This window comes from Faecalibacillus intestinalis (assembly GCF_015097455.1).
GTDB classification, from domain to species: domain Bacteria; phylum Bacillota_I; class Bacilli_A; order Erysipelotrichales; family Coprobacillaceae; genus Faecalibacillus; species Faecalibacillus intestinalis.
In genome coordinates, this window is sequence record NZ_AP024085.1 from 198315 (window position 1) to 223477 (window position 25163).

General features: G+C 30.3%; 27 protein-coding genes, 1 pseudogene and 2 riboswitches. Of the genes and pseudogenes, 23 read left to right on the top strand and 5 right to left on the bottom strand.

Annotated features, from left to right (window positions below; translation table 11 throughout):
* Nucleotides 1-47 precede the first annotated feature (47 nt).
* Both Fi14EGH31_RS01035 and ilvC read left to right on the top strand, forming a co-directional pair.
* The gene (locus Fi14EGH31_RS01035; RefSeq protein WP_022002565.1) at nt 48-731 is read left to right on the top strand and encodes a FadR/GntR family transcriptional regulator; all 684 of its coding nucleotides are present in this window, start codon (nt 48-50) and stop codon (nt 729-731) included.
* 123 nt (nt 732-854) lie between these two features.
* On the top strand, nt 855-1871 hold the full coding sequence (ilvC, locus tag Fi14EGH31_RS01040) for a ketol-acid reductoisomerase (RefSeq protein WP_107030163.1): 1017 nt from the start codon (nt 855-857) through the stop codon (nt 1869-1871).
* A gap of 89 nt (nt 1872-1960) precedes the next feature.
* Here ilvC and Fi14EGH31_RS01045 read toward each other — a convergent pair whose 3' ends face one another.
* Nucleotides 1961-2806: a LysR family transcriptional regulator gene (locus Fi14EGH31_RS01045; RefSeq protein WP_107030164.1), complete on the bottom strand. Its 846-nt coding sequence runs from the start codon at nt 2804-2806 to the stop codon at nt 1961-1963.
* A gap of 100 nt (nt 2807-2906) precedes the next feature.
* On the opposite strand from Fi14EGH31_RS01045, the gene Fi14EGH31_RS01050 reads away from it, so the two are divergent.
* From Fi14EGH31_RS01050 to Fi14EGH31_RS01070, 5 genes are all read left to right on the top strand, one after another.
* The gene (locus Fi14EGH31_RS01050; RefSeq protein ID WP_117788552.1) at nt 2907-4625 is read left to right on the top strand and encodes an ABC transporter ATP-binding protein; all 1719 of its coding nucleotides are present in this window, start codon (nt 2907-2909) and stop codon (nt 4623-4625) included.
* Complete coding sequence (locus Fi14EGH31_RS01055) at nt 4618-6351, top strand: ABC transporter ATP-binding protein (RefSeq protein WP_147580872.1); 1734 nt, start codon at nt 4618-4620, stop codon at nt 6349-6351. The genes Fi14EGH31_RS01050 and Fi14EGH31_RS01055 overlap by 8 nt, the downstream gene beginning before the upstream one ends.
* Nucleotides 6352-6481: 130 nt before the next feature.
* Nucleotides 6482-7081, top strand: a complete 600-nt coding sequence (locus tag Fi14EGH31_RS01060) for a 4Fe-4S binding protein (RefSeq protein WP_195946856.1) — start codon at nt 6482-6484, stop codon at nt 7079-7081.
* 43 nt (nt 7082-7124) lie between these two features.
* Entirely contained in the window at nt 7125-7385 is a 261-nt protein-coding gene (locus Fi14EGH31_RS01065; protein WP_118473946.1) for a DUF3592 domain-containing protein, read from the top strand.
* Between the two features lie 142 nt (nt 7386-7527).
* The gene (locus Fi14EGH31_RS01070) at nt 7528-7935 is read left to right on the top strand and encodes a hypothetical protein (RefSeq protein WP_200765041.1); all 408 of its coding nucleotides are present in this window, start codon (nt 7528-7530) and stop codon (nt 7933-7935) included.
* 55 nt (nt 7936-7990) lie between these two features.
* Here the strand turns inward: Fi14EGH31_RS01070 and Fi14EGH31_RS01075 are convergent, their stop codons facing one another.
* Entirely contained in the window at nt 7991-8278 is a 288-nt protein-coding gene (locus Fi14EGH31_RS01075) for a hypothetical protein (protein ID WP_022001422.1), read from the bottom strand.
* 249 nt (nt 8279-8527) lie between these two features.
* Between Fi14EGH31_RS01075 and thiD the strand changes: the two genes are divergently transcribed.
* The 12 genes from thiD to Fi14EGH31_RS01135 all read left to right on the top strand — a co-directional run bounded on the left by thiD (nt 8528) and on the right by Fi14EGH31_RS01135 (nt 19568).
* Entirely contained in the window at nt 8528-9961 is a 1434-nt protein-coding gene (thiD, locus tag Fi14EGH31_RS15775; RefSeq protein WP_200765042.1) for a bifunctional hydroxymethylpyrimidine kinase/phosphomethylpyrimidine kinase, read from the top strand.
* A gap of 44 nt (nt 9962-10005) precedes the next feature.
* A complete protein-coding gene (locus Fi14EGH31_RS01085; RefSeq protein WP_022001420.1) occupies nt 10006-11160 on the top strand; it encodes an NAD(P)-dependent malic enzyme in 1155 nt (384 codons plus the stop codon).
* Between the two features lie 262 nt (nt 11161-11422).
* Nucleotides 11423-11728 (top strand): GNAT family N-acetyltransferase, encoded by a 306-nt coding sequence (locus Fi14EGH31_RS01090; RefSeq protein WP_230308072.1) that lies wholly within the window; start codon nt 11423-11425, stop codon nt 11726-11728.
* 256 nt (nt 11729-11984) lie between these two features.
* Nucleotides 11985-12281: a hypothetical protein gene (locus Fi14EGH31_RS01095; protein ID WP_107030171.1), complete on the top strand. Its 297-nt coding sequence runs from the start codon at nt 11985-11987 to the stop codon at nt 12279-12281.
* Between the two features lie 3 nt (nt 12282-12284).
* Nucleotides 12285-12767: a peptidylprolyl isomerase gene (locus Fi14EGH31_RS01100; RefSeq protein ID WP_022001696.1), complete on the top strand. Its 483-nt coding sequence runs from the start codon at nt 12285-12287 to the stop codon at nt 12765-12767.
* A gap of 4 nt (nt 12768-12771) precedes the next feature.
* Nucleotides 12772-13314: a phosphodiesterase gene (gene yfcE, locus Fi14EGH31_RS01105; RefSeq protein ID WP_107030173.1), complete on the top strand. Its 543-nt coding sequence runs from the start codon at nt 12772-12774 to the stop codon at nt 13312-13314.
* 581 nt (nt 13315-13895) lie between these two features.
* Complete coding sequence (locus tag Fi14EGH31_RS01110) at nt 13896-14069, top strand: hypothetical protein (RefSeq protein WP_200765043.1); 174 nt, start codon at nt 13896-13898, stop codon at nt 14067-14069.
* Entirely contained in the window at nt 14053-14301 is a 249-nt protein-coding gene (locus Fi14EGH31_RS01115) for a family 4 glycosyl hydrolase (RefSeq protein WP_234697814.1), read from the top strand. The genes Fi14EGH31_RS01110 and Fi14EGH31_RS01115 overlap by 17 nt, the downstream gene beginning before the upstream one ends.
* 100 nt (nt 14302-14401) lie before the next feature.
* Nucleotides 14402-15115, top strand: coding sequence for a GntR family transcriptional regulator (locus Fi14EGH31_RS01120; protein ID WP_032089599.1), 714 nt, complete (start codon nt 14402-14404; stop codon nt 15113-15115).
* A 239-nt stretch (nt 15116-15354) separates the two neighbouring features.
* Complete coding sequence (locus Fi14EGH31_RS01125; RefSeq protein ID WP_117839110.1) at nt 15355-16659, top strand: PTS sugar transporter subunit IIC; 1305 nt, start codon at nt 15355-15357, stop codon at nt 16657-16659.
* A gap of 148 nt (nt 16660-16807) precedes the next feature.
* Entirely contained in the window at nt 16808-17344 is a 537-nt protein-coding gene (locus Fi14EGH31_RS01130; protein WP_022002568.1) for a hypothetical protein, read from the top strand.
* Between the two features lie 145 nt (nt 17345-17489).
* Nucleotides 17490-19568 carry a glutamine synthetase III family protein gene (locus Fi14EGH31_RS01135; RefSeq protein WP_200765044.1) on the top strand — a complete coding sequence of 693 codons (2079 nt, stop codon included), beginning with the start codon at nt 17490-17492 and terminating at the stop codon, nt 19566-19568.
* A gap of 35 nt (nt 19569-19603) precedes the next feature.
* Here Fi14EGH31_RS01135 and Fi14EGH31_RS01140 read toward each other — a convergent pair whose 3' ends face one another.
* Nucleotides 19604-20314 carry a sulfite exporter TauE/SafE family protein gene (locus tag Fi14EGH31_RS01140; RefSeq protein ID WP_117481277.1) on the bottom strand — a complete coding sequence of 237 codons (711 nt, stop codon included), beginning with the start codon at nt 20312-20314 and terminating at the stop codon, nt 19604-19606.
* Between the two features lie 179 nt (nt 20315-20493).
* On the opposite strand from Fi14EGH31_RS01140, the pseudogene Fi14EGH31_RS15505 reads away from it, so the two are divergent.
* From Fi14EGH31_RS15505 to Fi14EGH31_RS01150, 3 genes and pseudogenes are all read left to right on the top strand, one after another.
* A pseudogene (locus Fi14EGH31_RS15505) lies at nt 20494-20583 on the top strand (LysR family transcriptional regulator); the annotation flags it as partial.
* 45 nt (nt 20584-20628) lie between these two features.
* Complete coding sequence (locus tag Fi14EGH31_RS01145; protein WP_267905651.1) at nt 20629-21264, top strand: LysR family transcriptional regulator substrate-binding protein; 636 nt, start codon at nt 20629-20631, stop codon at nt 21262-21264.
* A gap of 60 nt (nt 21265-21324) precedes the next feature.
* Nucleotides 21325-22281 carry a 3-hydroxyacyl-CoA dehydrogenase family protein gene (locus Fi14EGH31_RS01150; protein WP_200765045.1) on the top strand — a complete coding sequence of 319 codons (957 nt, stop codon included), beginning with the start codon at nt 21325-21327 and terminating at the stop codon, nt 22279-22281.
* 10 nt (nt 22282-22291) lie between these two features.
* Here the strand turns inward: Fi14EGH31_RS01150 and Fi14EGH31_RS01155 are convergent, their stop codons facing one another.
* Nucleotides 22292-22711: a VanZ family protein gene (locus Fi14EGH31_RS01155; RefSeq protein ID WP_117481281.1), complete on the bottom strand. Its 420-nt coding sequence runs from the start codon at nt 22709-22711 to the stop codon at nt 22292-22294.
* An 80-nt stretch (nt 22712-22791) separates the two neighbouring features.
* Nucleotides 22792-22866: riboswitch (glycine riboswitch) on the top strand.
* Nucleotides 22867-22953, top strand: a riboswitch (glycine riboswitch).
* Nucleotides 22954-23002: 49 nt separating this feature from the next.
* On the opposite strand from Fi14EGH31_RS01155, the gene Fi14EGH31_RS01160 reads away from it, so the two are divergent.
* Nucleotides 23003-24367: an alanine/glycine:cation symporter family protein gene (locus Fi14EGH31_RS01160; protein WP_200765046.1), complete on the top strand. Its 1365-nt coding sequence runs from the start codon at nt 23003-23005 to the stop codon at nt 24365-24367.
* Between the two features lie 8 nt (nt 24368-24375).
* Here Fi14EGH31_RS01160 and Fi14EGH31_RS01165 read toward each other — a convergent pair whose 3' ends face one another.
* The gene (locus Fi14EGH31_RS01165) at nt 24376-25149 is read right to left on the bottom strand and encodes a LysR family transcriptional regulator (RefSeq protein WP_200765047.1); all 774 of its coding nucleotides are present in this window, start codon (nt 25147-25149) and stop codon (nt 24376-24378) included.
* Nucleotides 25150-25163: the final 14 nt, after the last annotated feature.

Consider the following 25163-nt stretch of genomic DNA (forward strand, 5'->3'; position numbering starts at 1 on the left):
TATTTTTGTGATAGAATTTCAAGTAATTTAAGGAATCGAGGGAAACTATGGATAAGAAAAAAAGGTTATCGGATGATATTGCTGAGATGCTCCTTTCGATGATCGTCGTTGAAAAGAAATATTTACCAGGAGATAAACTTCCTAATGAGATTGAATTATCTAAAGAATTAGGAGTTAGTCGTATTACATTAAGAGAAGCGATACGTATTTTAGTAACACGACATGTTTTAGAAATTAAAAGAGGGAAAGGAACTTTTGTTAGAGAAGATTATGATGTTCAAAGTTATGAAAAGTTCAATATACCTCCAGAAGTTAAAATGGGAGCAGATGATCTCTACGAAATCCGTTTGATTTTTGAACCAGAAATTGCTTATTATGCAACACTTAGAGCAACGGATAAAGAATTGGAAAGAATCAATGCAATCAAAAATGAAATTGAAGACTGTATTACAAATAAAAAAAGTTATGCAAAACAAGAAATGTTATTTCACTGTTCTATTGCTCAAGCAACGCATAACGAATTTATGTCTAGGTTAGAACCAGTACTTCAAGAATCTATTCAAAAAGGGGTATTTCTTTATGAATATGAACATGTTTCTAATCAAAATATTATTTCAGATAATAAAACGATTATGGAGTTTATGAATGCAAGAAACGCTGAAGGAGCTAAAAGTGCTATGCGTATTCACATCTTGAGGGCAATCAATCAATTAAAGTTAGAAAAGAAATAATTGATGATTGTTAAAAAAATATTTAAAGAGAGCAGACAACGCTATTGACATAAGACAACGTTAGACGTATAATGGGTAACGAAAAAGGAAATCGAGTAATAAAAATTAAGGGGGATATTAAAAATGGCAAAAATTTTTTATGAATCAGATTGTGACTTATCATTATTAGATGGGAAAACAGTAGCCATCATCGGATATGGTTCACAAGGACATGCACATGCATTAAACTTAAAAGAATCAGGAGTAAAAGTTATCGTAGGATTATATGAAGGATCAAAATCATGGAAAAGAGCTGAAGAACAAGGATTAGAAGTTTATACTTCAGCAGAAGCTGCTAAAAAAGCAGATATTATCATGATCTTAATCAACGATGAATTACAAGCAAAATTATACAAAGAATCAATTGAACCAAACTTAGAAGAAGGAAACATGCTCATGTTTGCTCATGGATTCAATATTCATTTCAACCAAATCGTACCACCAAAAAATGTTGATGTAACAATGATTGCACCAAAAGCACCAGGACATACAGTAAGAAGTGAATATCAAGCAGGAAAAGGAACACCATGTCTAGTAGCCGTAGAACAAGACTACACAGGAAAAGCACAAGACATCGCCTTAGCATACTCACTAGCAATTGGAGGAGCAAGAGCAGGTGTACTAGAAACAACATTCAGAACAGAAACAGAAACAGACTTATTTGGAGAACAAGCAGTCTTATGTGGTGGAGTATGTGCTTTAATGCAAGCAGGATTTGAAACATTAGTAGAAGCAGGATATGATCCAAGAAATGCATACTTTGAATGTATCCATGAAATGAAATTAATTGTAGACTTAATCTATCAATCAGGATTTGAAGGAATGAGATATTCAATTTCAAATACAGCAGAATATGGAGATTATATTACAGGACCAAAGATCATTACAGAAGATACAAAGAAAGCAATGAAACAAATCTTAAAAGATATCCAAGATGGAACATTCGCAAAAGACTTCTTATTAGACATGTCAGCAGCTGGAGGACAAGCACATTTCAAAGCAATGAGAAAATTAGCTGCAGAACATGAATCAGAAAAAGTCGGAAAAGAAATCAGAAAATTATATTCTTGGTCTGATGAAGATAAATTAATCAATAACTAATCAATTATGAGGATAGAAATATCCTCTTTTTTTATACAAAAAAGCTATTGAATATAAAATAAATAAGTAAAGATTAAATTAATCTCTACTTATTTAAAACATTCAATAAATTGATTTATAAGAATAGGTGTTTCTTCATTCTTTCTCGTAATAAAAGCAATACCTGTATATAAATCTTTATCTTCTAAATAAGCATATTCTAAAGAAGAATCATAATTTAAAGATAAGCTACTTAAAGGAACGATAGCAACACCAATACCACTGTTTGCCCAAATAAGAGAAGTTCGGCTATCGTCACAAGTCACTTTTATTTGAATTTGAATGTGTTTATTTAGGCTATAATCATTGATTAAAGGAAGATATCTTTGATGGATAATCAAAGGTATCTTTTTTAAGTCTTTCATTTTAGAAATAGGTCTTTTAAAATATTCTTTTTTACCTATAACAATCATAGGTTCTTTTTCTAAATAAAACGTATTAACTTTAGAAGTATCAAAAGGAGTTCTAACAATCCCTAAATCAATATTATGAGACAATAATAAATCAAGTATTTCATAAGTAGAACCTTCATAAATACGATATTGAACATGATCATAGTGTTCAATAAAATGCTTAATATTATCTTGTTGAATTAAACCACCATTAGAAGAAGTAATTCCAATTCTTAATACATCTTGAAAAGATTCTTTTAATTCATTTTTAGTAATTTCAGTTAAATCTAATATTTGAAGACATCTTTTATAAAAACGCATTCCTGCATCTGTTAATTCAATTTGTTTATTTCCTCTTTTTAACAAAGTAATACCAAGTTCTTCTTCTAATTGTTTAAGTTGAATAGATAAAGGGGGCTGTGCCATATGTAAAACCTGTGCAGCTTTAGAAATAGTTCCTTCTTCTACAATTGTTTTAAAATACTTCATTTGTCGAATATCCATTATAAATCCTCCTTTATATGTTAATAATATAATTATTATATAATATATATATTTTACATATAGATAAATCTTATCATATAATAACGCAGAGGTGAAGAATGTGAAACTATTAAAATATGTAAAAGAGTTTAAGTTTTCAGCAACTTTAGGTTTTTTATTTAAAATCTTTGAAGCTGCTTTAGAATTATGTGTTCCCGTTGTTATGGCCTCTGTCATTGATAAAGGAATTGCTTATAAAGATACCAATTATATTTTAAAATGTGGGCTCGTCCTTATTGGTTTAGCTGTTTTTGGTTATTTATTTGCACTTGTTTGTCAATGGTATGCTTCCCTTACATCACAAAGTGTGGGGACACAACTTAGAAAAGACATGTATCATCAAATCAATCAATATGATGATGCCAATTTAGATACCCTTACAGCACCATCATTAGTTACAAGACTTATTAATGATGTAGTACAAATTCAATTAGCTGTAGCGATGACGATTCGTCTTACATCAAGAGCTCCTTTTTTAATGATTGGTTCATTATTTATGGCTTTTATGATCAGTGGTTCTTTATCAATGATCTTTGTTGTGGGAGCTGTTATTTTAGCGGTATCGATGTTATCAATTACAATTATTTCGATGCCTTATTTCTCTCGTATTCAAAAGTTATTAGATAAGATTGCTTTAATAGCAAGAGAAAACTTAAAAGGTGTACGTGTTATTCGTGCTTTTTCAAATCAAAATCATGAAGTAAAAAGATTTAATTTAGAAACAAAAAATCAAAAAGATGAACAAGTAAAAGTAGGTAAAATACAAGCTTTATTAAATCCCTTTACTTATTTAATTGTAAACTTTGCAATCATTATTATTATTTATGCTAGTGGTTTCCAAGTCAATGTAGGAAGTCTTTCTCAAGGGGAAGTTATTGCCTTAATTAACTATATGAATAGTATTTTACAAGCACTCATTGTCTTTGCGAATGTTTTATCAATCTACAATAAAGCTACAGCAAGTTATCAAAGAGTTTTTGAAGTACTTGAAACAACACCGCAAGTAGAAGATCAAGGAAGTTATTCAACCCTTATTCCTAATGGAAAAATGATTGAATTTAAAGATGTCAACTTTGGATATCTTCAAAAAGATGTGTTACACAACTTATCATTTACGATCAATAAAGGTGAAACAGTAGGAATTATTGGAGGAACGGGTGCTGGTAAATCAACACTAGTATCCCTTATTGGAAGAAATTATGATGTTAGAAGTGGACAAATTAAAATAGCTGGTAAAAATATTCAAGATTATAAACTAGAAACATTAAGACAACATATCAGTTATGTTTTACAAAATACATCATTGATTTCAGGAACAATTAAAGAAAATATTTGTATGTCAAAACCTTACCAAGAAGAAACAATGAATAAAGCTTTAGAAGTTTCACAAGCTAAAGAATTTGTAAGTCGTCTTCCTCAAGGAATAGAAAGTGCTGTTGTTCAAGGTGGGAAAAACTTCTCAGGTGGACAAAGACAACGTTTAACAATAGCTAGAGCACTTTATAAACAAGCGGATATTTTAGTTTTAGATGATTGTTCAAGTGCGTTAGACTATGCAACAGATGCTGCTTTACAAAAACAATTACAAGAATTAAAAGAAATGACAAAAATTGTTATTTCTCAAAGAACAGCGTCTTTAAAAAGATGTGATCGTATTATGGTTTTATATCATGGTGAACTTGTTGGTTTTGATTGTCATGAAGAATTATTAAAAAATTGTACGGTTTATAAAGAAATTTATGAATCTCAAAATAGTAAGGATGGTGATCTCAATGGATAAAAAAACAATTAAAAGATTGCTTACATATTGTAAACCTTATCGTTTTTTAATTATGTTATTAACACTTTTATCAATTGTCTCTGTTGTCTTTACTTTACTTACACCTGTTTTAATAGGTCAAGCAATAGATTTATTGGTTGGAAAGAATCAAGTTCATTTTCAAGCGTTATTGAACAAACTTATTTTTATTGGAATTGTTATTTTAATTATTTCTTTGATTCAATGGATCATGGGACAAATTACAAATACAATTACTTATAATATTACGAATGATTTAAGAAATAGAGTATTTGATCAAATTCAAGTTCTTCCTTTAAAATATATTGATGCTACAAGTCATGGAGATATTTTAGGAAGATTGATCAATGATATTGATTTAATTGGACAAGGTTTATTACAAAGTTTTACATCCTTGCTTACAGGAATTGCAACAATTGTAGGAACGATTTTGATTATGGCTTATATTCATTTTTCGGTAGCTGTAATTGTGGTTGTTTTAACACCACTTTCTTTACTTGTCGCTTCTTTGATTGTTAAAAGAACACATTCTTATTTCCAAGAACAACTTGCTTTAAGAGGGGAAATGAATGGTTATTGTGAAGAAATGATAGGCAATCAAAAAATTGTTAATATTTTTGATTATCAAGAACAAAACGAAGAAAAGTTTAATGAAATCAATGAACGTATGCATAAAAGTGGGGTTATTTCACAATTCTATGGAGCTTTAATTAATCCTACAACACGTTTAGTTAATAGTATTGTTTATGCTGCTGTTGGTATTTTTGGAGCATTTCAAGTATTAAATGGTTCATTTACAGTAGGTATTCTTTCAAGCTTTTTAACATATGCTAACCAATATACAAAACCATTTAACGAAATATCATCCGTTATGTCAGAAATGCAAACAGCCATTGCTGCCAGTCAAAGAGTCTTTGCATTATTAGATGAAGAAACAATCCAAGAATTAACAACATCTAAAATCATTGAAAATAAACAAGGACATATTATCATTGATCATTTAAATTTCAGTTATGATCCAAGTAAACCATTAATTCAAGATTTTAACTATGAAGCTAAACCAGGAACAATGACAGCTATTGTAGGTAAAACAGGTTGTGGAAAAACAACATTAATTAACTTATTAATGCGTTTCTATGATCCTCAAGGTGGAAAAATTACAATTGATGGTGTTAATATTGAAGATATGAACCGTGATGATTTAAGAAAAATGTACGGTATGGTTTTACAAGATAGTTGGTTATTTAAAGGGACTATTAAAGAAAATATTGCTTATGGAAAAACAAAAGCTAGTGATGAAGAAATCATTGAAGCGGCTAAAAAAGCACGTGTGCATAAATATATTATGTCTCTTCCTCAAGGATACGATACAATGGTCGAAGAAGATGGTGGAAATATGTCTCAAGGACAAATGCAACTTGTGTGTATTGCACGTATTATGTTAACACATCCACCAATGTTGATTTTAGATGAAGCAACAAGTTCAATCGATACGCGTACAGAATTACAAATTCAAAAAGCTTTTGATGAAATGATGAAAGGAAGAACAACCTTTATTGTTGCTCACCGTTTATCAACGATTAAAAATGCCGATCAAATCATCGTTATGGATCAAGGACATATTGTAGAAATTGGTAATCATGAAGAATTGCTTCAAAAACAAGGTTATTATCATCAACTTTATTACAGTCAATTCGAAACTGAATAATCAAGAAAGTTACGATTTTAAGTCGTAACTTTTTTATTAGTTACTTTGAAGTAACTATACCACAATATTGTGCGTGCTTTTTTTTATTAGAAATAAAATTATAATGAAAAACGAAAAAGGAGGCACAACAATGAATGTTTCAACTTGTTTAAATATTTTAAGAGAAATCAAAGATGTTGCTTTTGCAACCGTTGATGAAAATAATCAACCACAAGTAAGAATTATAGATGTGATGTTGGTTGAAGATAATAAATTATATTTTTGTACAGCAAGAGGAAAAGATTTTTATAAACAATTAAAAAATCATCCATACGTTGCAATTATAGGAATGAATAAAGAGTATCAAATGGTTCGTTTAAATGGACTTGTTAAACGATTAGAAAATCAAAAATATTGGATAGATCGTATTTTTAAAAATAATTCATTAATGAATTATGTTTATCCAAATGAGAGTCGTTATATTTTAGAAGCCTTTTGTCTTGAAGAAGGTGAACTAGAATTCTTTGATTTAGGCAAAGAACCTATTTATAGAGAAAGTTTTTCAGTGAATAAAGAGATAAAACCTAAGGGATTTATCATTAGTAATCAATGTATTCAATGTGGCTTATGTCAAAAGAATTGTCCACAACAATGTATTTCAAATTATCAAATTCAACAAGAACGTTGTTTATATTGTGGATTATGTTATGAAAAATGTCCTGTACAAGCAATAGAAAATAAAGTATTGTAATATTCATACATTAGCTAAAGTGATTGATAATATAAGAGAAAGAATGCAAAGTGATGATAGTTTTTCTTATTCCTATTTTCCGGTAATTCAATTTTATGATTATGGAAATGAAATTAAACAAAAACTCTCTATTGGTTATGGCAAAGAACTTCCTATAGGGAGTTCCTTAGAAATTATGTATGAGGAAAATCATCCTAAACGTATATTGATTTTAGAAAATAATCCACAAAAAAAGCTATATATCATTTTTATAATTGTGGGTATTTCTTCGTTAATAGCAGGTTTAATAATACGTATTCTTTAAAGACTTACGAGATGATTTCGTAGGTTTTTTTATTAGAAACTTTTTTGGACTATCCGCCCATTGAAGAAGGTAGGAGAGATTGCTAAAATAATAATAGAAATGAGACAAATGTGAGACGAATTATCTTTAAACATATGATACAATGATAGAAAATGTAGATGATCCAACAGAAATCAAAAGATATCGAGATGTCGTAGAAATCAGTCAAAGTATGTTTGCAGGAAATTATGATGACTTAAGAAACAATCGTAAAATCGAAACAGAAAGCTTCATGATGGCGGCAACATTTACGTGTACAAATATTAGAAGAGAAGACTTACCAGAAGAAGATGAAATCAATATGTGTAAGGCAATGGATCAATTATTTCAAAGAACGAGAGATGAAAGAAAACTCAATACTTTAAAAGAATTGCTTAAAGTGAAATTAGGAACTTTATCAAGTCCTTTAGAAAAACAACTCACAAATACATTGCTAGAAAAATTGAATGAACTTACATTAAATATCTTTAACATCAATAGTGAAGAAGAGGTTTTAAAAATTATTAATTAAAAAATAAACAGTTTGAAATAAATGCTATCTCAAACTGTTTTTTAATATAAATTATTCAATTAAAAGAAAGATTTAAAGGAGTAGTTGATTCTTTTGTACCATGAGGAAGACGTTTTTTTAAAGGAATGACTTTAAAACCAGGGCATAGATACATAAAAGGGGAATAACGTAATTCATGGCTAAGTATAGAAATAACTGTTTTTTGATCTAAAGATGTATAAACATCAAAAACAAGGTCAAAATCTAAAGGATGAATGTTTTTTAATTGAATGCGAGAATCTTTATGATTTTTAATCATTAATTTAAAAATGTGATAGTTACCTGCTGTAATACATAATTTCATGAAAGCACCTCCTTTTATAGTTTGAACAAAAGCATAAATAATATGATTAAAAATAGACAATTTTTATTAAAAAAATTATAATAAAGGAAACGGGGAGCTTTTTGCTGAGAGTAAGTATTGACTTAGACCCATAACCTGATTTGGATAATGCCAACGTAGGAGATATAAACGTTAACAGAGTTCAACAGGGCTCTCTTTTTATTTCCAGGGAAATAAAAAAAGAATATTGTAAAGAAAGAAGGAAATTTGATGAAATTAAATAAAGAAGATTTATTATTGTATGGAGTAACAGATTCAAAATATTTAAAAGGAAGAAAAATGTCGGAATTAGTTGAAGAAGCCATTCTTGGTGGTGTAACAATGATTCAACTAAGAGAAAAAGAAATGACACATGAAGCATTTAAACAAGAAGCATTGGATGTTCAAAGTGTGTGTCAAAAACATCATGTTCCTTTGATTATTAATGATGATGTTGAATTGTGTAAAGAAATTGATGCAGATGGGGTCCATATTGGGCAAGATGATTTAAATTTAAAAGAAGCAAGAAAAATATTAGGTGAAGATAAAATTATTGGTGTATCTGCACATAATTATGAAGAAGCAAAAATAGCTTTAGAAAATGGGGCTGATTATTTAGGTGTCGGAGCTATTTTTGCAACTCAAACAAAAGATGATGCACAAAATATTTCAATGGATACATTAAATGAAATTTGTCAAAAAGTTGATATTCCTGTGGTTGCCATTGGTGGTATTAATCAAGTGAATATCTTAGAATTTATGGGTGCTGCTATTGATGGTGTTGCTATCGTTTCAAGTATCTTTGGAAGTGATGATATCCAAAAAGCAAGTAGCCTATTAAAAGATAAAATTCAAAGAGTTATCCCTAACAAAATGCCAACTTGCCTTACAATTGCAGGTAGTGATAGTAGTGGAGGTGCAGGAATTCAAGCAGATTTAAAAACAATGCTTGCTAATCGTGTTTATGCCATGTCGGTTATTGCAGCACTAACAGCTCAAAATACTACAGGAGTCGATGCTATCTATGATGTCGATGCTTCTTTTGTGGCTAGTCAAATGGATAGTGTGTTTACAGATATTTATCCAATGGCTGTTAAAATTGGAATGGTTTCTCAAAAAGAAGTCATTTTATCTATTAGTGGAAAGTTAAAACAATATCATGCACGTAATATCGTTGTTGATCCTGTGATGGTGGCTACAAGTGGGGCAAAACTTATTAGTGATGAAGCTATTGATACATTAAAAGAAAATCTCTTCCCACTCGCAACGGTTTTAACACCAAATATTCCTGAAGCCGAAGTTTTATCAGGATTAAAAATCAATAATGAAGAAGAAATGTTAACAGCAGCTAAATATATTGGAGATCATTATCATTGTGCAGTATTACTTAAAGGCGGACATCAAATCAATGATGCCAATGATTTACTTTATAAAGAAGGTAATTATCAATGGTTTAAAGGAAAACGTATTAATAACAATAATACTCATGGTACGGGATGTACTTTATCAAGTGCGATTGCTTCTTATTTAGCACGAGGTGAAAATTTGGAAAATGCTGTTAAAAAAGCTAAAGATTATATTTCTGGAGCACTTGCAGCAATGCTTGATTTAGGACAAGGACAAGGACCAATGGATCATGGTTATGTTTTAGATAAAAAAGATTAGACGAATTGTTTATTTTATAGGTATAATAGTGGTGGGTGATGAAAATGAATTATTATGAAGAAGCCTTGAAATTACATGAAAAACATCAAGGGAAAATACATACGGAATTAAATTGTGAAATTAATACAATGGATGATATGTCTGTTGTTTATACGCCAGGGGTTGCTGAACCTTGTCGTAAGATTGCTGAAAATGAAGAAGATGTTTATCGTTATACAACAAAATCAAATACAATTGCTGTTGTCTCAAATGGAACAGCTGTTTTAGGACTTGGAAATATTGGAGCCAAAGCTTCGATTCCAGTCATGGAAGGAAAAGCTGCTCTATTTAAAAAATTCGGAGATGTCAATGCGGTACCTATTTGTTTAGATACACAAGATAAAGAAGAATTGATTCAAACAGTTAAAAATATTGCACCATGTTTTGGTGGAATCAACTTAGAAGATATTGCTTCTCCAGATTGCTTTGAAATCGAAGAAAGATTAGATCAAATGTTAGATATTCCTGTATTCCATGATGATCAACATGGAACAGCTGTTGTAGTACTTGCTGCATTATATAATGCTTTAAGAGTAACTAAAAAAGATATCAAAGATATTACAGTTGTTTTAAATGGACCAGGAGCTGCAGGAACAGCTATTATTAAAATGATGCATACAGCCGGTGTTGGTAAAATTATTGCAGTGGATGAATTTGGGATTTTATATAAAGATAGACAAGAAGGACTTATTCCTCATAAGCGTGCTTTATGTGATATTACTAATCCTGATAATATGCAAGGTACATTAGCTGATGCATTAAAAGGTGCAGATGTTTTTGTAGGTGTTTCTAAACCAAATCTAGTAACTGATGAAATGGTTCATTCAATGAACAATGATCCAATTATTTTTGCAATGGCAAATCCTGAACCAGAAATTACTTATCAAAAAGCCAAAGCAGCAGGAGCAAGAGTTGTTGGAACAGGTCGTTCTGATTATCCAAATCAAATTAATAATGTTTTAGCTTTCCCTGGTATTTTTAAAGGAGCATTAGAAGCAAGAGTTCCTTCAATTACACCAGAAATGAAAGTAGCTGTGGCTAAAGCTATTGCAGATACAATCAGTGATGAAGATTTAAATGAAGAAAATATCATGCCAAAAATCTTCAATAAAGATGTGACAGCAGCTGTTGCTGATGCAATTAAACAATTTGCTAAATAAAAAAGATATTAACAAAATAAATGACCCTACCTATTTGGTAGGGCTATTTCATATAATTATATTATCATAGTTAAAGTGAAAGAAATCGATGATAAATATGGGTAGAGAGAATAGGGTGAAAATAATCAGTGAAAATAATTGAGATAAAAGATAGAAATGATGAATTATTAAATACACTGTAAATGTTTGGGAAGATTCTGTAAAAGCCACACATACATTTTTAAATGAACAAGAAATTGAACATATTAAAGAATATGGTCCAATGACATCAAAGAATGTTGAACATTTGATGGTTGTAGATAATGATGAAGCTGTGGGATTTATGGAAATTGAAAATCATAAATTAGAGATGTTGTTTATAGCTTCTAACCAAAGAGGAAAAGGGCTAGGTAAAGCTTTACTACAATATGGTATGAAGAATTATGATGTTTGTGAATTAACGGTAAATGAGCAAAATCCACAGGCTATTGGTTTTTATGAAGTAATGGGATTTAAAACATACAAGAAAACAGAATTAGATGAAGCAGGAAACCCTTATCCGCTGTTATATATGAAATTAGATAGATAAGATTTTATAGAATTGTTTAAAAAATTAATTATAATGAATATGAAAAAAGAACAACAAACGGTTCACCTTGGATTTTAATAGTATGAAATAACTATCACACATTTTTCTAGAAACAGGAGGTAGTTATTTTTGTTATATATAGAAGTAATTTTACAATGATATCTATTACTGACATGCTTAATGCAAGTGTCCATACTAAATAATATATAACAAAAATGATTCTATTATGATAGAATGATACAAGGAGGTACATAGTATGGAAGTTATGCTTATTGTTGGGTTATTTGCTTCATCTGCGCTTTCCTTAAATTTTATTGTTAATCAAAAATATAAATTAGCAGGATCAATGAATATTATTAACTTATGTTTAGTGGTAGCGACAGCTTATCAATTTGATCAAGTAAAGAATATTGTTTGGTTATTTGGAATTGCGACAGGAGTTGTACTTGTTTATTTTGTAGTAAGATTTCTTTTAAAGAAGAAGAAAAAAGAAAAACAACAATCTATTGAAAATAAGGTTGTTGATGTAGACGTTGTAGATAAGGAGAATTAGAGAATGGAAAAAGTATTAATTGAAATTGAAATGGAAAATGGAGATGTGATGAAAGGAGAACTTTATCCTGAAGTTGCACCAATTACAGTAGAAAACTTTTTAAAATTAATTGATGAAGATTTTTTTGCAGGATTGATTTTCCATAGAGTTATCCCAGGATTTATGATTCAAGGTGGGGGATATACAAAAGATTTTAAAGAAAAACATTGTGATTCTATTAAAGGTGAATTTAAAAGCAATGGTGTTAACAATGAATTAAAACATACAGAAGGTGTTTTATCTATGGCTAGAACAATGATCAAAGATTCAGCATCTTCACAATTCTTTATTATGCATAAACCAGCACCACATTTAGATGGTGAATATGCTGCATTTGGTAAAATTACTGAAGGTTTAGATATTGTAGATCAAATTGCCAATGTCCCTACAAACTTCCAAGATTGTCCAACAACACCAGTTGTGATCAAAACAATTAGAAGAGCGTAATTGTATGAAAGTAATGTTTATATCAGATATTCATGGTTCTTATTATTGGGCAAATAGGGCCATTGAAAAATATCATGAAGAAAAAGCGGATAAACTTATTATTTTAGGGGATATTTTATATCATGGACCACGTAATGATTTACCTAAGGATTATAATTGTAAGAAGGTTATTGCTTTATTAAATCCTTTAAAGAAGGATATTATTGCAGTTAGAGGAAATTGTGATAGTGAAGTTGATCAAATGGTTTTAGATTTCCCTATGCGTAGTGACTATGCTTTGATGGATGTTGATCAACATCATTTCTTTATGACACATGGACATTTATTTAATGAAGATCAACTTCCTTTATTAAATGAAAATGATATTTTGATTTATGGACATTTTCATAAACCACTTGCTAAAAAAGAAAACGGTATTTATATTTTAAATCCGTCTTCGATTTCTTTACCTAAAGAAGGTACGAATAGTTATGGTATTTATGAAAATGACTGTTTTACAATTAAAACATTTGATAATGAAATTGTAAAACAAATACAATTAGATTAATGAAAGAATCGTTTGATAGATAATATCAAGCGATTTTTTTAATGTGTGCCGGGCATGGCACTAATTCAGTTGGAGATAAACCAACCACAGGTATTTACCGCCAAGTGTAATGAACCACAAGTCGTTGTCAGTGATGGCAAGGATGGAGGAAGTGGTGTAGTGATTCTTTTGAGCGTACGAACAGAAACTTGATATAAGGCTAAATGGTGGATGAGATTGCATCACAAATCGAAGTCCAAAAGGTAAACGTAAAACCAAGACAGTAAATCAAGACGTTGTAAAAGTTAGAGGATTAGTGAATTACCCCGAGAGGTTTTGTGGACAACGAAATCCAGTAAACTTTAAAAGCAGTGATGGTACCGTTGGTCGAGAAAGGCTTGTCACAAAAAGTCAGCTGAGGTCGTAGTAGGTAGGACACACAATACTAAAGGACCTAATGTTTATATGATGTTTACTCATCATAAGCAATGTTTGAACAGTTCGAAATCGAGAATGGTCTCATAATTGGAAATCGCAATTCCATGGAGATGAAGGTAGAGGGAATGATTTCAAATATATTTACGAGTGAAGGAAGAAACAACATGAGATTAATTGAAGTGATATTAGATGATAAAAATCTAAATGAAGCAGTCAAGAGGGTCAAGAGTAATAAGGGTGTAGCGGGAGTTGATAAAATGATCGTTTATGAAATTGATACGTATTTTCAAAACAATAAAGAAAGAATCAAAAAAGGAAATATTGGAAAAGAAATATAGACCTCAACCAATTGCAACAGGTGAATTAAAATTACCAATTAGTGGTTATGTGCATATGATGAAAGCTTTTGAAAGAATGGTTTGTGAAGCAGCGGTTACTGGAAATAGAGATTTAGCTGTAACAGCTTTAAATATGGATCTGTTATGTCAAATTGATCATGATGCTAATATTGTTATTGATGAACTTATTGAAGCGCATAAAGACTATTTACCACAGTTTAAACAATCTTAGGATTGTTTTTTCTTTTACACAAAAATAATCTTCTTGTTAAAAAGTCCGTGCAAATTTATTAAAAGTATGGTATTTTTAGTTATGGTAGGAGGGATAGTCTATGGTCAAATATATTGATATCGCAGATGATATTAGAAGTAAGATTTTTGATAAAAAATATACATATGGACAAAAACTCCCTTATGAATATGTATTATGTGTTGCTTATCATTGTAATAAAGAAACAATGAAAAAAGCCTTGGATATATTAGTAAAAGAAGGATTGATTGTAAGAAGAAGAGGGGCAGGAACTTTTGTAAAGGATTATGATGCTTCTTCAGAAGATGCAACTCAACTTAAACAATCAGGATTGGGTTTAACACGAAAATTAAAAGGCAAAGGTGAATTAAAAAGTGAAATTATTGAATTTTCGGTTATACCGAGTGATGAGCATATATCTAAAAAATTACAAATAGAAGAGGGATCCTTTGTCTATCATATTATTAGAAAAAGAGTATTTGATGATAAACCGTATTGTTTAGAAATCACATACATGCCTATTTCTATTATTCCAAATTTAAAATTAGAGCATTTGAAAGGCTCGATATACCAGTATATTGAAAAAGAATTAAAATTAAAGATACAAAGTACGCATAAAACTATACGTGCTCATCTATCGAGTCCGTTAGAACAAGAAAATTTGGGATTGAAGGAATATGAACCATATATTGAAGTTGAACAAACGGCATATTTAAGTAGTGGGATTATCTTTGAATATTCATTTACGAGATATCATTACAACAATTTTGAACTTCAAACAGTGACGGTTCAATAGCCAAAAAACATAAAAAACGCTGTCTAAATGATAGCGTTTTCTTTTTTTAACAAAAAAAATTCAAAAAAATAACCGCTTTCAAAAACGTTGAAAAACCCTTATTTTATGCGGTTTTTTTTAAAAAATATGTTTTTTAAAATTAAAAGTATGGTACTTTTAATTTAAAAAACCATTGACTTTTATTTGCATAATAGATTATACTATTAGTGTCAAAAAAATATTTAAGGGAGGAAAAATTTATGGACAAAATGGCGGATGTCTTAGGTCGCGCTGGTGCATGGTGCGGTCAAAACAAATATTTATCTGCAATTAAAAATGCGTTCCAAAACTTCATGCCTTTAACAATCGCTGGGGCAATTGGGGTTTTATGGTGTAACGTATTAGTTAACGAAACTACTGGGTTAGGTATGTTCTTCAAACCAATCATGGCTTTAGATTTCTTAAACCCAGCATTCCAAGCAGTTAACTTCTGTACTATCAGCTGTATCACAGTTGGTATCACTCTTGGTATCGCCCAAGAAATCGGTGTTTGGAACATGGGAGCTGAAAGAGCTGGTTACATTCCAGGTTTAGTAGGTTTAGCTGCATGGTTATCAGTTACAAACACTTCACACATGGTAAAAGGAGCTAAAGAAGCTTTCACTGGTGTTGCTGGTAACGAATTAGGAGCTACTGGTTTATTCACTGGTATGATCATCGGTGTGTTATCTGTTGAATTATTCTGCTTCTTTGAAAAACAAGATGCATTAAAAATTAAAATGCCAGAACAAGTTCCACCAGGAGTTGCTCGTGCATTCGAAGTTTTAGTACCAGCTACTATCACTTTAATCATCACAGCTTGTATTGGATCAGCATGTTATAACTTAACTGGTTTATACTTAAATGACGTTATCAAAAATGGTATCCAAGGTCCTTTAGGGGCTGTAGGTGCTACAATCCCAGGTGTTATGATTATCTATTTAGTAATCATGTTATTCTGGTTAGTAGGTATTCATGGTAACAACATGTTATCTGCAGTAAAAGAAGCATTATTTACACCATTAGCACTTGAAAACGTTGAAAAATTCAACAAAGGTGAAAAACCAACAAACATCATCAACATGTATGCATTACAAATGTGGGGTGAATTCGGTGGTTCAGGTGTTACTATCGGTTTAGTAATCGCAATCATGATCTTTGGTAAACGTGAAGATAACAAAGCAATCGCTACATTATCATTAGTTCCAGGATTATTCAACATCAATGAAACAGTTACATTTGGTATTCCAATGGTATTAAACCCAATCTTAGGTATTCCATTCGTAGTTGCTCCATTAATCACAATCATTATTGGTTATGTATTAACAGTTATCGGATTCTGTCCAGTTGCATGTTTAACAGTACCTTGGACAACTCCACCAATCGTATTTGGTTTCTTAGCATGTGGTGCTAGCGTAATGGGTGCAGTAACTCAAGCAATCTTAATTGTTGTTTCAACAGTTATCTATGTACCATTCTTAATCTCTTACGAAAAATATCAAAACAAACAAGCTGCAGAAGCTTAATATTGATAAATTAAATAAGATAATGAATAAGGGCGGGATTCCCCGTCCCTTATTTTTTAAAAAAATATTTAATGAATATGAGTTGACTTTATTAAAGAAAATTGATATTTATTAAATATTGAAAGTATAGAATTAAAGAGGGGTTTTTATGGAATCAAAAAAAGTCGAATCAAATGCGGAATTAACACCATTTGAAAAAGAATTTAAAGTTCAATTAAATTTACCTGCTGCATACTTTAGTGTATTTTATGCAATCTATGTGGTGTATATGATTGTTTCGGGTAATTTTAGTGATTTACCTGCGGTTGTTGTATTAGGTGTCATTGCTATTGGGTATTTATTTGGATATAGACCTTATAAATATGTTGTAAAAAGAAGAACTTTAGAAATTCATAGAAGAATTGGAAAAACAAAAGAAATTAACTTAATGAACTGTGAAACAATTACAGATCCAATCGCTAAAATGACAAAAATCATTACAAATGCACATTCATATGAAATCTATATGGATGATGGAACTCGTCAAACAGTTGCTCCAAAAGATCAAATGGGATTTGTGGATGCTGTTGTTCATTCAAATAAGAGAATTCACTGTCAAGTTGAAGAATATAACCAAACTCATCGTAAATGGGAAAAGAAAAGAAGAAAAGAAGAAAAGAAAGCTAAAAGAACTGCTGCTCAATAGTATGCAGTTCTTTTTTTGTATAAAATAAATAAAAAATTATCAAAATGATAAAAACTTTGTAATAGTTGTTGACAACCTATATTTTCGTTTGTATAATGACATCATATAAATAATAATTTATATACTAAATAAGGGGGATACAAAGATGGAATTTAACAAGTTAGTTGAAGATTATGGATGCCTAGCTTTTACTGATGATGTTATGAAGGAAAGAATTCCTAAATCAACATATAAAGCATTCCATGAATCGCTTGATAAAGGCGAAGAATTATCAAAAGAATGTGCAACTGTTATTGCGAATGCAATGAAAATTTGGGCAGTTGAACATGGAGCTACACATTTTACTCACTGGTTTACTCCAATGACAGGATTAACTGCAGAAAAGCATGATGCTTTTTTAGAACCAGATGGGTCAAAAGCTGTTTTAGAATTTAGTGGGAAAACATTAAGAAAAGGAGAACCTGATGCTTCTTCATTTCCATCAGGTGGTTTAAGAGCTACTTTCGAAGCAAGAGGATATACAGCATGGGATTGTACATCACCTGCATTCGTTAAAGATGGAACATTATATATTCCAACGTTATTCTGTTCATATACTGGGGAAGCATTAGATAAGAAAACACCTTTACTTAGATCATGTGATGCATTAAGTAAAGCAGCTTGTCGTTTGTTACCTTTAATTGGGGTTGAAGGGGTAACTAAAGTTTCTGCTTCAGTAGGGGCTGAACAAGAATATTTCTTAGTTGATGATAAATATTATCAAGAACGTATGGATTTAAAATTAACTGGTAGAACTTTATTTGGAGCTATGGCACCAAAAGGACAAGAATTAGAAGATCATTACTTCGGTTCTTTAAAACGTAAAGTTGCGGCTTTCATGAAAGATTTAGATGCTGAATTATGGAAATACGGGATTCCATCTAAAACAAAACATAACGAAGTTGCACCTGCACAACATGAAGTTGCTTGTGTTTATGCAAAAGTAAATATTACGACAGATAACAACCATTTATTAATGCAAATTGCTCAAGATATCGCTAAAAAACATGGTTTACGTTGTTTATTACATGAAAAACCATTTGCTGGAGTAAATGGTTCTGGTAAACATGATAACTGGTCAGTAATTACTAATACAGGAATCAACTTATTTAATCCAGGAAAAAATCCTGAAGAAAATAAACCATTCTTAGCTGCATTAGCTTGTACAATCAAAGCTGTTGATGAATATGCTGAAATCTTACGTATGTCAATTGCTTCTGCTGGAAACGATCATCGTTTAGGAGCTAACGAAGCACCACCAGCAATCATTTCTATGTTCTTAGGTGAAGAATTAGATAAAGTAGTAGAAGATATTTGTACTGGTAAAAAATCTGATCATGAAGAAATTGGACGTTTTGATACAGGTGTTTCTGTAGTACCAACTTTCTCTAAAGATAATACAGATCGTAACAGAACTTCACCATTTGCCTTTACAGGTAATAAATTTGAATTCCGTGCTGTTGGTTCTGCACAATCTGTAGCTGGGCCTAACACAATTTTAAATTCTATGTTAGCTGAAGAAATGACACAAATGGCTGATGCTATTGAAGGTGGAAAATCATTTGAAGAAGTTGTGAAAGAATTCATTTCTAAACATAAACGTATTATCTTCAATGGTGATGGATATTCAGCTGAATGGGAAGAAGAAGCAAAAAGACGTGGACTTCCTAACCACAAAAACACTGTTGATGCTTTGAAATGCTTAAAAGATCCAAAATATATTGATATGTTAGATCGTCAAGGTGTTTATACAAAAGTAGAAATCGCTTCACGTTATGAAATCTTATTAGATAACTATATTAAAACAATTCAAGTTGAAGCTTTAACTGCAGTTAAAATGGTTAAAACACAAATTTATCCAGCAGCTTGTGATTATTTAGCTAAAGTGTCGTCAGAAGTTGTTGCTGCAAAAGAAGCAGGTATTCCAGCAGCATTCTTAACTGATGATGCAACTAAACTAGCTGGATTACTACAAGACGCTAAAGATAAATTAACAACATTAGAAAATAATATCGCAAAAGCACAAGCAAGCGAAGAAGAAATCTTCGAAGTAGCTACTATGTGGAGAGATGATGTCTTCGGTATTATGCAATCATTAAGAGAAACAGTGGATACAATTGAAGAATTAGTTGACGATTCTTATTGGCCAATTCCAACTTATGTAGACTTATTATTTGGTATTTAGTATATATAAAAATCGGTTCATTGAACCGATTTTTTCTATGCTATTAAATTGAAAAGACCACTTAAACCGATAATAAGATAAGTTATTTTATTAATGAAATTAATATTTAATTGATAAGAAATCTTTTTAGCTATAAGTAAACCTAAACAAATAGCAGGTATTGATATCAAAATTATGGATAGGTGTTGAGGTAAAAGAATATCGTTGATTATTCTTAAAATCGTATTATAAATACAGTTAACTAGGAAAAATAATTGAATACATCCAAGATATTCATTTTGATTATCTGTTTTATTTTTAAAATAAATAACCATTAAGGGCCCACCAATACCAAATAAACCGTCACATATACTAGAAATTAAAATACAAAATAGCGAAATAAATATACTCATTTTTATTTGAGTATTTTTCTTTTTTATAAAAAGAAAATAGAAACTTAATAAAATAAAAAAGAGAGATAATCCTTTTTTTAAATAACTAGAGTTTAAAGAGGGTCCTATCACTATTGTGATTGTAGATATTAAAATATATATGCTCAAAGGGATTAATACTTTCTTAAGTTCAATAAACTTTCTATACTGTAAAGCCATTATCAAAGATAAAAACAAACAAATGATCCCAATGATTCCTGAACATTGAATCACTGGATAAAGATAGGGTAGATATAACATAAGTATAATTCCTGCACCAAAGCCTGTAAGACCTTGTAATAAACCAGCAATTGTTGATATGAATAATATTTCCATAAATGTTCTCCTTTCATTTATAATGATAATAAAAACAATGTCAATTACAAATACATATATTTTATGGTATAATATAACTAATAGTTATGGAGGTAAGCATGGAATTAAGAGTCTTAAAGTATTTTATTAAAATAGCAGAAGAAGAAAATATGACAAAAGCTGCATAAAAATTACATGTATCACAACCTGCATTATCAAAACAAATGAAAGAATTGGAAAATGAAATAGGTCATTTATTATTTGTTAGAAATAAACAAAGAATGGTTTTAACAGAAAAGGGAATGCTTTTGAAGAAAAGAGCTGAAAGTATTTTAATGTTAGTTGATAAGACAGTAGATGAATTGAATAATGATGAATTATTAGTTGGGAATATTTATATTGGAACTGGACAAACTGATAATTTAGATGAAATCATGGAAATTATTAAACAATTTAGAAATCATTATCCTTTTGTAAAATTCCATATTCATAGTGGGGATAAATATAGTTTATTAAATGATATTGAAAATGGTTTATTAGATTTTGGTGTTTTTATTAGAGAATACGATAAAAAATATTATGAAGGAATTAGACTCAATTTACAAAATGAACTGGGGTTATGGGTTTCAAAAGATCATTTTTTAGCTGATAAAAATGTTATAGAAGCAACCAATCTTAAAGATATTTCTCTTGTGGTCGCCCATCAAGCAATCAATGATGGAGAAGTGCCGTCTTTTATATCAGATGATCAAATTATTGGAACCTATGATTTGATAGAAAACGCGAGAGTAATAGTGAAACATAATCTAGCAAGTGCCCTTGTTATTAATAAAGAAGATTATGATCCTGATTTAAAATTTATTCATATAAAAAATATGCCACAATATCATTGGTATATGATTTGGAAAAAAGAAAGTAAAACAAAAATCCAAGAAAAATTTATAGATTATCTCAAACAATATTATGAGTAACATATTGCTTACCAGATTGTTCTATAAAGCGTATAATAGAATTATAGGAGATGACAAGAAATGAATAATAAAAAAGTAGCATGTGTTGGAAGTGGGGTGATTGGTGCAAGTTGGGCAATTTGTTTTGCTTTAAAAGATTTGGATGTTGTCGTTTATGATATCAATGATGAAGTTCTATCAAAAGCAAAAACAATTATCCATGATAATTTAAATATTTTAAAAGAAAATAATGTACTTGATGAAACAAGATTACAAGAGGTAGAAAATCATATTAAATTGACTACATCAATGGAAGAAGCAGTAAGGGGGGCTTGTTTTATACAAGAATCTGCCCCAGAACACTATGATGTAAAACATCAAGTTGTAAAAGAAATTGAAAAATATTGTTTGGATGATGCAATTATTGCGAGTTCAACATCTGGATTATTAATTAGTGAAATTGCTAAAAATGCAAAACATCCAGAAAGATTTGTAGGCGGACATCCTTATAATCCACCTCATCTTATTCCTTTAGTAGAAATTACAAAAGGTGAAAAAACAGAAGAAAAATATGTTCAACAAGCTAAAGACTTTTATACATTTGTCAATAAAGAACCTGTTGTTCTTCAAAAAGAAGCTCTTGGATTTATTTGTAATAGACTACAAATGGCTTTATATAGAGAAGTTTGTCATTTAGTAGAAAGTGGTGTTTGTAGTGTTGAAGATGCAGATAAAGCTGTTACTTTTGGACCAGGTATTCGTTGGGGTATTATGGGTCCTTCGTTAATTTTCCATTTAGGTGGAGGAGCTGCAGGTGTGGATGGTTTAATGAATCATCTTCATGATTCTATTAATCTTTGGCTAGATGATATGGCTGATTTTAAAGAATTGCCAGAAGATTGGCCACAAAGAGCAAGAAGTGGTGTTGAAGAAGCAATGAAAAATCGTAGTGAAGAAATTGGAAATAATGAAGAATCTTTAAAACAATATCGAGATCATATGTTGATAGAATTTTTAAAATTACATCATAAATTATAAGAGATTGAGGTTATCTCAATCTCTTCTTGTCCTTTCTTTTATTTATAAAATAAATTATTAAAAGCATAATCAATGCTCCAGTAGAGTCAATACATACATCTTTAAATTGACCAGCTCTTCCAGCTATAAATAGTTGGTGAAACTCATCACTACAGGCATATAAAAATGTAAAAATGAATGATTTTATCAATGGATTTTGTTTATGTATAAAAGTTTTATAAAGTAAGAATGCAAGAATGGCATATTCTGTCATATGTGCACATTTTCTTACAATGAAGGAAAGGGTATCTCTTGTAATTGGAAGTATGTGAATAATGATATCCACAATAAAATTACTTTGTTTAGAAGAATCATTTCCTGGAGTTTGTGACATCACAAAGATAAAAATCATCCAAAGTATCGTAAGTATTAAATATTTATTTTTTTTCATACGTGCATTATAACAAATAATAATTATAAAATAAATGTTTACAATTGTATACAATTTGATATAATGAGAACGTATATCGGATGATAATGGCGAAAGAGATTCTATAAGAACACCGAAGAATTAAAGATTTCAGGTAAAAGGATCGCTATTGGACGAACCATTGGAGAGATTCATTCAATTGAACACCGAAGGAGCAAGCCCGTTAGGGTGAAACTCTCAGGTAAAAGGACAGTGGCTAAATAGTATTTTTTCATTATTAATTCCGACTAATTTATTAGGAGGAGTTTTTTTATGCAATTACTAACACAAATATTAAAACAAATTAATGATTATGTATGGGGATTACCACTTATTTGTCTGTTATTAGGGACAGGTATTTACTTTACCTTCAAATTAAGATTGATCCAACTTACAAAATTAAAATTAGCTTTTAAATGCATCTTTAAAAAACAAGAAGGAGATGGAGATGTCAGTAGCTTTCAAGCTTTATGTACTGCACTTTCTTCAACGATAGGGACAGGAAACATTGTCGGAGTTGCTACAGCAATTGCAGCAGGTGGTCCAGGTGCTTTATTTTGGATGTGGATTTCAGCCTTTTTTGGGATGGCTACTAAATATTCCGAAGGGTTACTTGCAATTCGTTATCGTCAAAAAGATGAAAATGGTGAGATTGCAGGAGGACCAATGTATTATTTAGAAAAAGGTCTACATAGTCCTTTGCTTGCAAAAATTTTTGCTTTCTTTGGAGTCAGTGTGGCGTTACTTGGAATTGGAACATTTACGCAAGTAAAATCAATTTCTGATGCTCTTACTATGTCATTTAGCATTCCACGTTACATAACAGCAATTCTTCTAACAATTGCAGTTGCTTTTATTACCATTGGAGGAATCAAAAGAATTGCTTCGGTGGCAGAAAAAGTTATTCCATTTATGTGCGTTTTATACATTGGAGGGGTTGTTTTAATACTTGTGTCACATATTACAGTATTACCAAGTACTATTGCTTTAATTATTAAATCAGCTTTTAGACCTCAAGCAGTTTTTGGTGGAGGAACTGGAATTACTATGGTTATTGCGATGCAAAAGGGAATTAGTCGAGGTATTTTCTCGAATGAAAGTGGACTTGGAAGTGCTCCAATTGCGGCAGCTGCAGCAAAGACAGATTCTTGTGTAGAACAAGGACTAGTTTCAATGACAGGGACATTTATTGATACGATTGTTATTTGTACAATGACAGGTCTTGCTATCGTGTTGACACAATCTTATACAACAGGATTAGATGGTGCAGCTATGACAACACATGCATTTTCAGTGGGACTATTTATTCCATTAATTGGTAAATATATTGTCAATATTGGTCTTGTATTCTTTGCCTTTACAACAATTATTGGATGGAATTATTATGGTGAAAGATGTATGTATTATCTTAAAGGATTAAAAGCAGTAAAGATTTATAAAATTGTTTTTATTATATTTATTACAATTGGACCATTTATGTCTTTGGAATTTATCTTTGTTTTAGCGGATATTGTTAATGGTTGTATGGCAATTCCAAACTTAATTGGTTTAATTGGTTTAAGAAAAGAAATTGTTGAAGAAACTGAACAATATTTTGAATGTGATCAAGAAATAGAATTTATAACAAATATAGAATGATAGCGAGGCTATCCTTTTTCTATTAGCTGAATAATGTTTTGTAAGATTTTATTCGTAGAATTTAAATGGTAGTAGAAGGAAATGGGAGAGGAAATATCTAAATCTTGATATTGAAGATATTTAGAATACTGATTTGATTCGATAAAATCATGTAAAATAGCATATCCTTCTTTTAAACATACTTTTAAAAGTGTTTGTTCGATTTCATAGTTTTCTAGCGATTCTTGTCTTACATCATAGATAAGTTTTAAATTATTTAGAGAACAATCTTGATGGTAATATTTTCTTAAATGACCTTTTTTTAATAAAAGATGATTTTCATCTTTTATTTCAGGATATTCAAAAGTAATAATCGAATCTAGTTTTCTTTCTTTAAATAAATGTAATAGTTCTAAACGTGAATAAGCTTGATATTGTAGATGAATCAAAGGGTAATTTTCTTTTATTTTTTGTAATAAGTTTAAAAGTAATTCATCATCTAATGATTTAATAAAACCAATAGAAAAAGTACAACGCTTTCCCCTTCGATATTCTTCTATGACTTTATAACTTAAATCAATATCCTCTAATATTTTCTTGGCATATGGCAAGTATGCTTGTCCTTCACTTGTAAGAGAAACAGATTTCTTTGACCGATGAAATAAAGGAATATCTAAATCACCTTCTAAACACTGAATTTGTTTAGTAATAGCTGTTTGACTAATATAAAAATTTTGAGCTGTTTTTGTAAAATTAAGTGTTTCACTTAAATCAACAAAATATTGAAGTTGTCTAATATTCATAAAATCACCTCATA

Excerpts from the sequence above, each read along its gene's own strand:
- Fi14EGH31_RS01035 (WP_022002565.1), top strand. The coding sequence starts at position 48 with ATGGATAAGAAAAAAAGGTTATCGGATGATATTGCTGAGATGCTCCTT.
- ilvC (WP_107030163.1), top strand. The coding sequence starts at position 855 with ATGGCAAAAATTTTTTATGAATCAGATTGTGACTTATCATTATTAGAT.
- Fi14EGH31_RS01045 (WP_107030164.1), bottom strand. The coding sequence starts at position 2,806 with ATGGATATTCGACAAATGAAGTATTTTAAAACAATTGTAGAAGAAGGA.
- Fi14EGH31_RS01055 (WP_147580872.1), top strand. The coding sequence starts at position 4,618 with ATGGATAAAAAAACAATTAAAAGATTGCTTACATATTGTAAACCTTAT.
- Fi14EGH31_RS01060 (WP_195946856.1), top strand. The coding sequence starts at position 6,482 with ATGAATGTTTCAACTTGTTTAAATATTTTAAGAGAAATCAAAGATGTT.
- Fi14EGH31_RS01065 (WP_118473946.1), top strand. The coding sequence starts at position 7,125 with ATGCAAAGTGATGATAGTTTTTCTTATTCCTATTTTCCGGTAATTCAA.
- Fi14EGH31_RS01070 (WP_200765041.1), top strand. The coding sequence starts at position 7,528 with ATGATAGAAAATGTAGATGATCCAACAGAAATCAAAAGATATCGAGAT.
- Fi14EGH31_RS01075 (WP_022001422.1), bottom strand. The coding sequence starts at position 8,278 with ATGAAATTATGTATTACAGCAGGTAACTATCACATTTTTAAATTAATG.
- thiD (WP_200765042.1), top strand. The coding sequence starts at position 8,528 with ATGAAATTAAATAAAGAAGATTTATTATTGTATGGAGTAACAGATTCA.
- Fi14EGH31_RS01085 (WP_022001420.1), top strand. The coding sequence starts at position 10,006 with ATGAATTATTATGAAGAAGCCTTGAAATTACATGAAAAACATCAAGGG.
- Fi14EGH31_RS01090 (WP_230308072.1), top strand. The coding sequence starts at position 11,423 with ATGACATCAAAGAATGTTGAACATTTGATGGTTGTAGATAATGATGAA.
- Fi14EGH31_RS01095 (WP_107030171.1), top strand. The coding sequence starts at position 11,985 with ATGGAAGTTATGCTTATTGTTGGGTTATTTGCTTCATCTGCGCTTTCC.
- Fi14EGH31_RS01100 (WP_022001696.1), top strand. The coding sequence starts at position 12,285 with ATGGAAAAAGTATTAATTGAAATTGAAATGGAAAATGGAGATGTGATG.
- yfcE (WP_107030173.1), top strand. The coding sequence starts at position 12,772 with ATGAAAGTAATGTTTATATCAGATATTCATGGTTCTTATTATTGGGCA.
- Fi14EGH31_RS01110 (WP_200765043.1), top strand. The coding sequence starts at position 13,896 with ATGAGATTAATTGAAGTGATATTAGATGATAAAAATCTAAATGAAGCA.
- Fi14EGH31_RS01120 (WP_032089599.1), top strand. The coding sequence starts at position 14,402 with ATGGTCAAATATATTGATATCGCAGATGATATTAGAAGTAAGATTTTT.
- Fi14EGH31_RS01125 (WP_117839110.1), top strand. The coding sequence starts at position 15,355 with ATGGACAAAATGGCGGATGTCTTAGGTCGCGCTGGTGCATGGTGCGGT.
- Fi14EGH31_RS01130 (WP_022002568.1), top strand. The coding sequence starts at position 16,808 with ATGGAATCAAAAAAAGTCGAATCAAATGCGGAATTAACACCATTTGAA.
- Fi14EGH31_RS01135 (WP_200765044.1), top strand. The coding sequence starts at position 17,490 with ATGGAATTTAACAAGTTAGTTGAAGATTATGGATGCCTAGCTTTTACT.
- Fi14EGH31_RS01140 (WP_117481277.1), bottom strand. The coding sequence starts at position 20,314 with ATGGAAATATTATTCATATCAACAATTGCTGGTTTATTACAAGGTCTT.
- Fi14EGH31_RS01145 (WP_267905651.1), top strand. The coding sequence starts at position 20,629 with ATGTTAGTTGATAAGACAGTAGATGAATTGAATAATGATGAATTATTA.
- Fi14EGH31_RS01150 (WP_200765045.1), top strand. The coding sequence starts at position 21,325 with ATGAATAATAAAAAAGTAGCATGTGTTGGAAGTGGGGTGATTGGTGCA.
- Fi14EGH31_RS01155 (WP_117481281.1), bottom strand. The coding sequence starts at position 22,711 with ATGAAAAAAAATAAATATTTAATACTTACGATACTTTGGATGATTTTT.
- Fi14EGH31_RS01160 (WP_200765046.1), top strand. The coding sequence starts at position 23,003 with ATGCAATTACTAACACAAATATTAAAACAAATTAATGATTATGTATGG.
- Fi14EGH31_RS01165 (WP_200765047.1), bottom strand. The coding sequence starts at position 25,149 with ATGAATATTAGACAACTTCAATATTTTGTTGATTTAAGTGAAACACTT.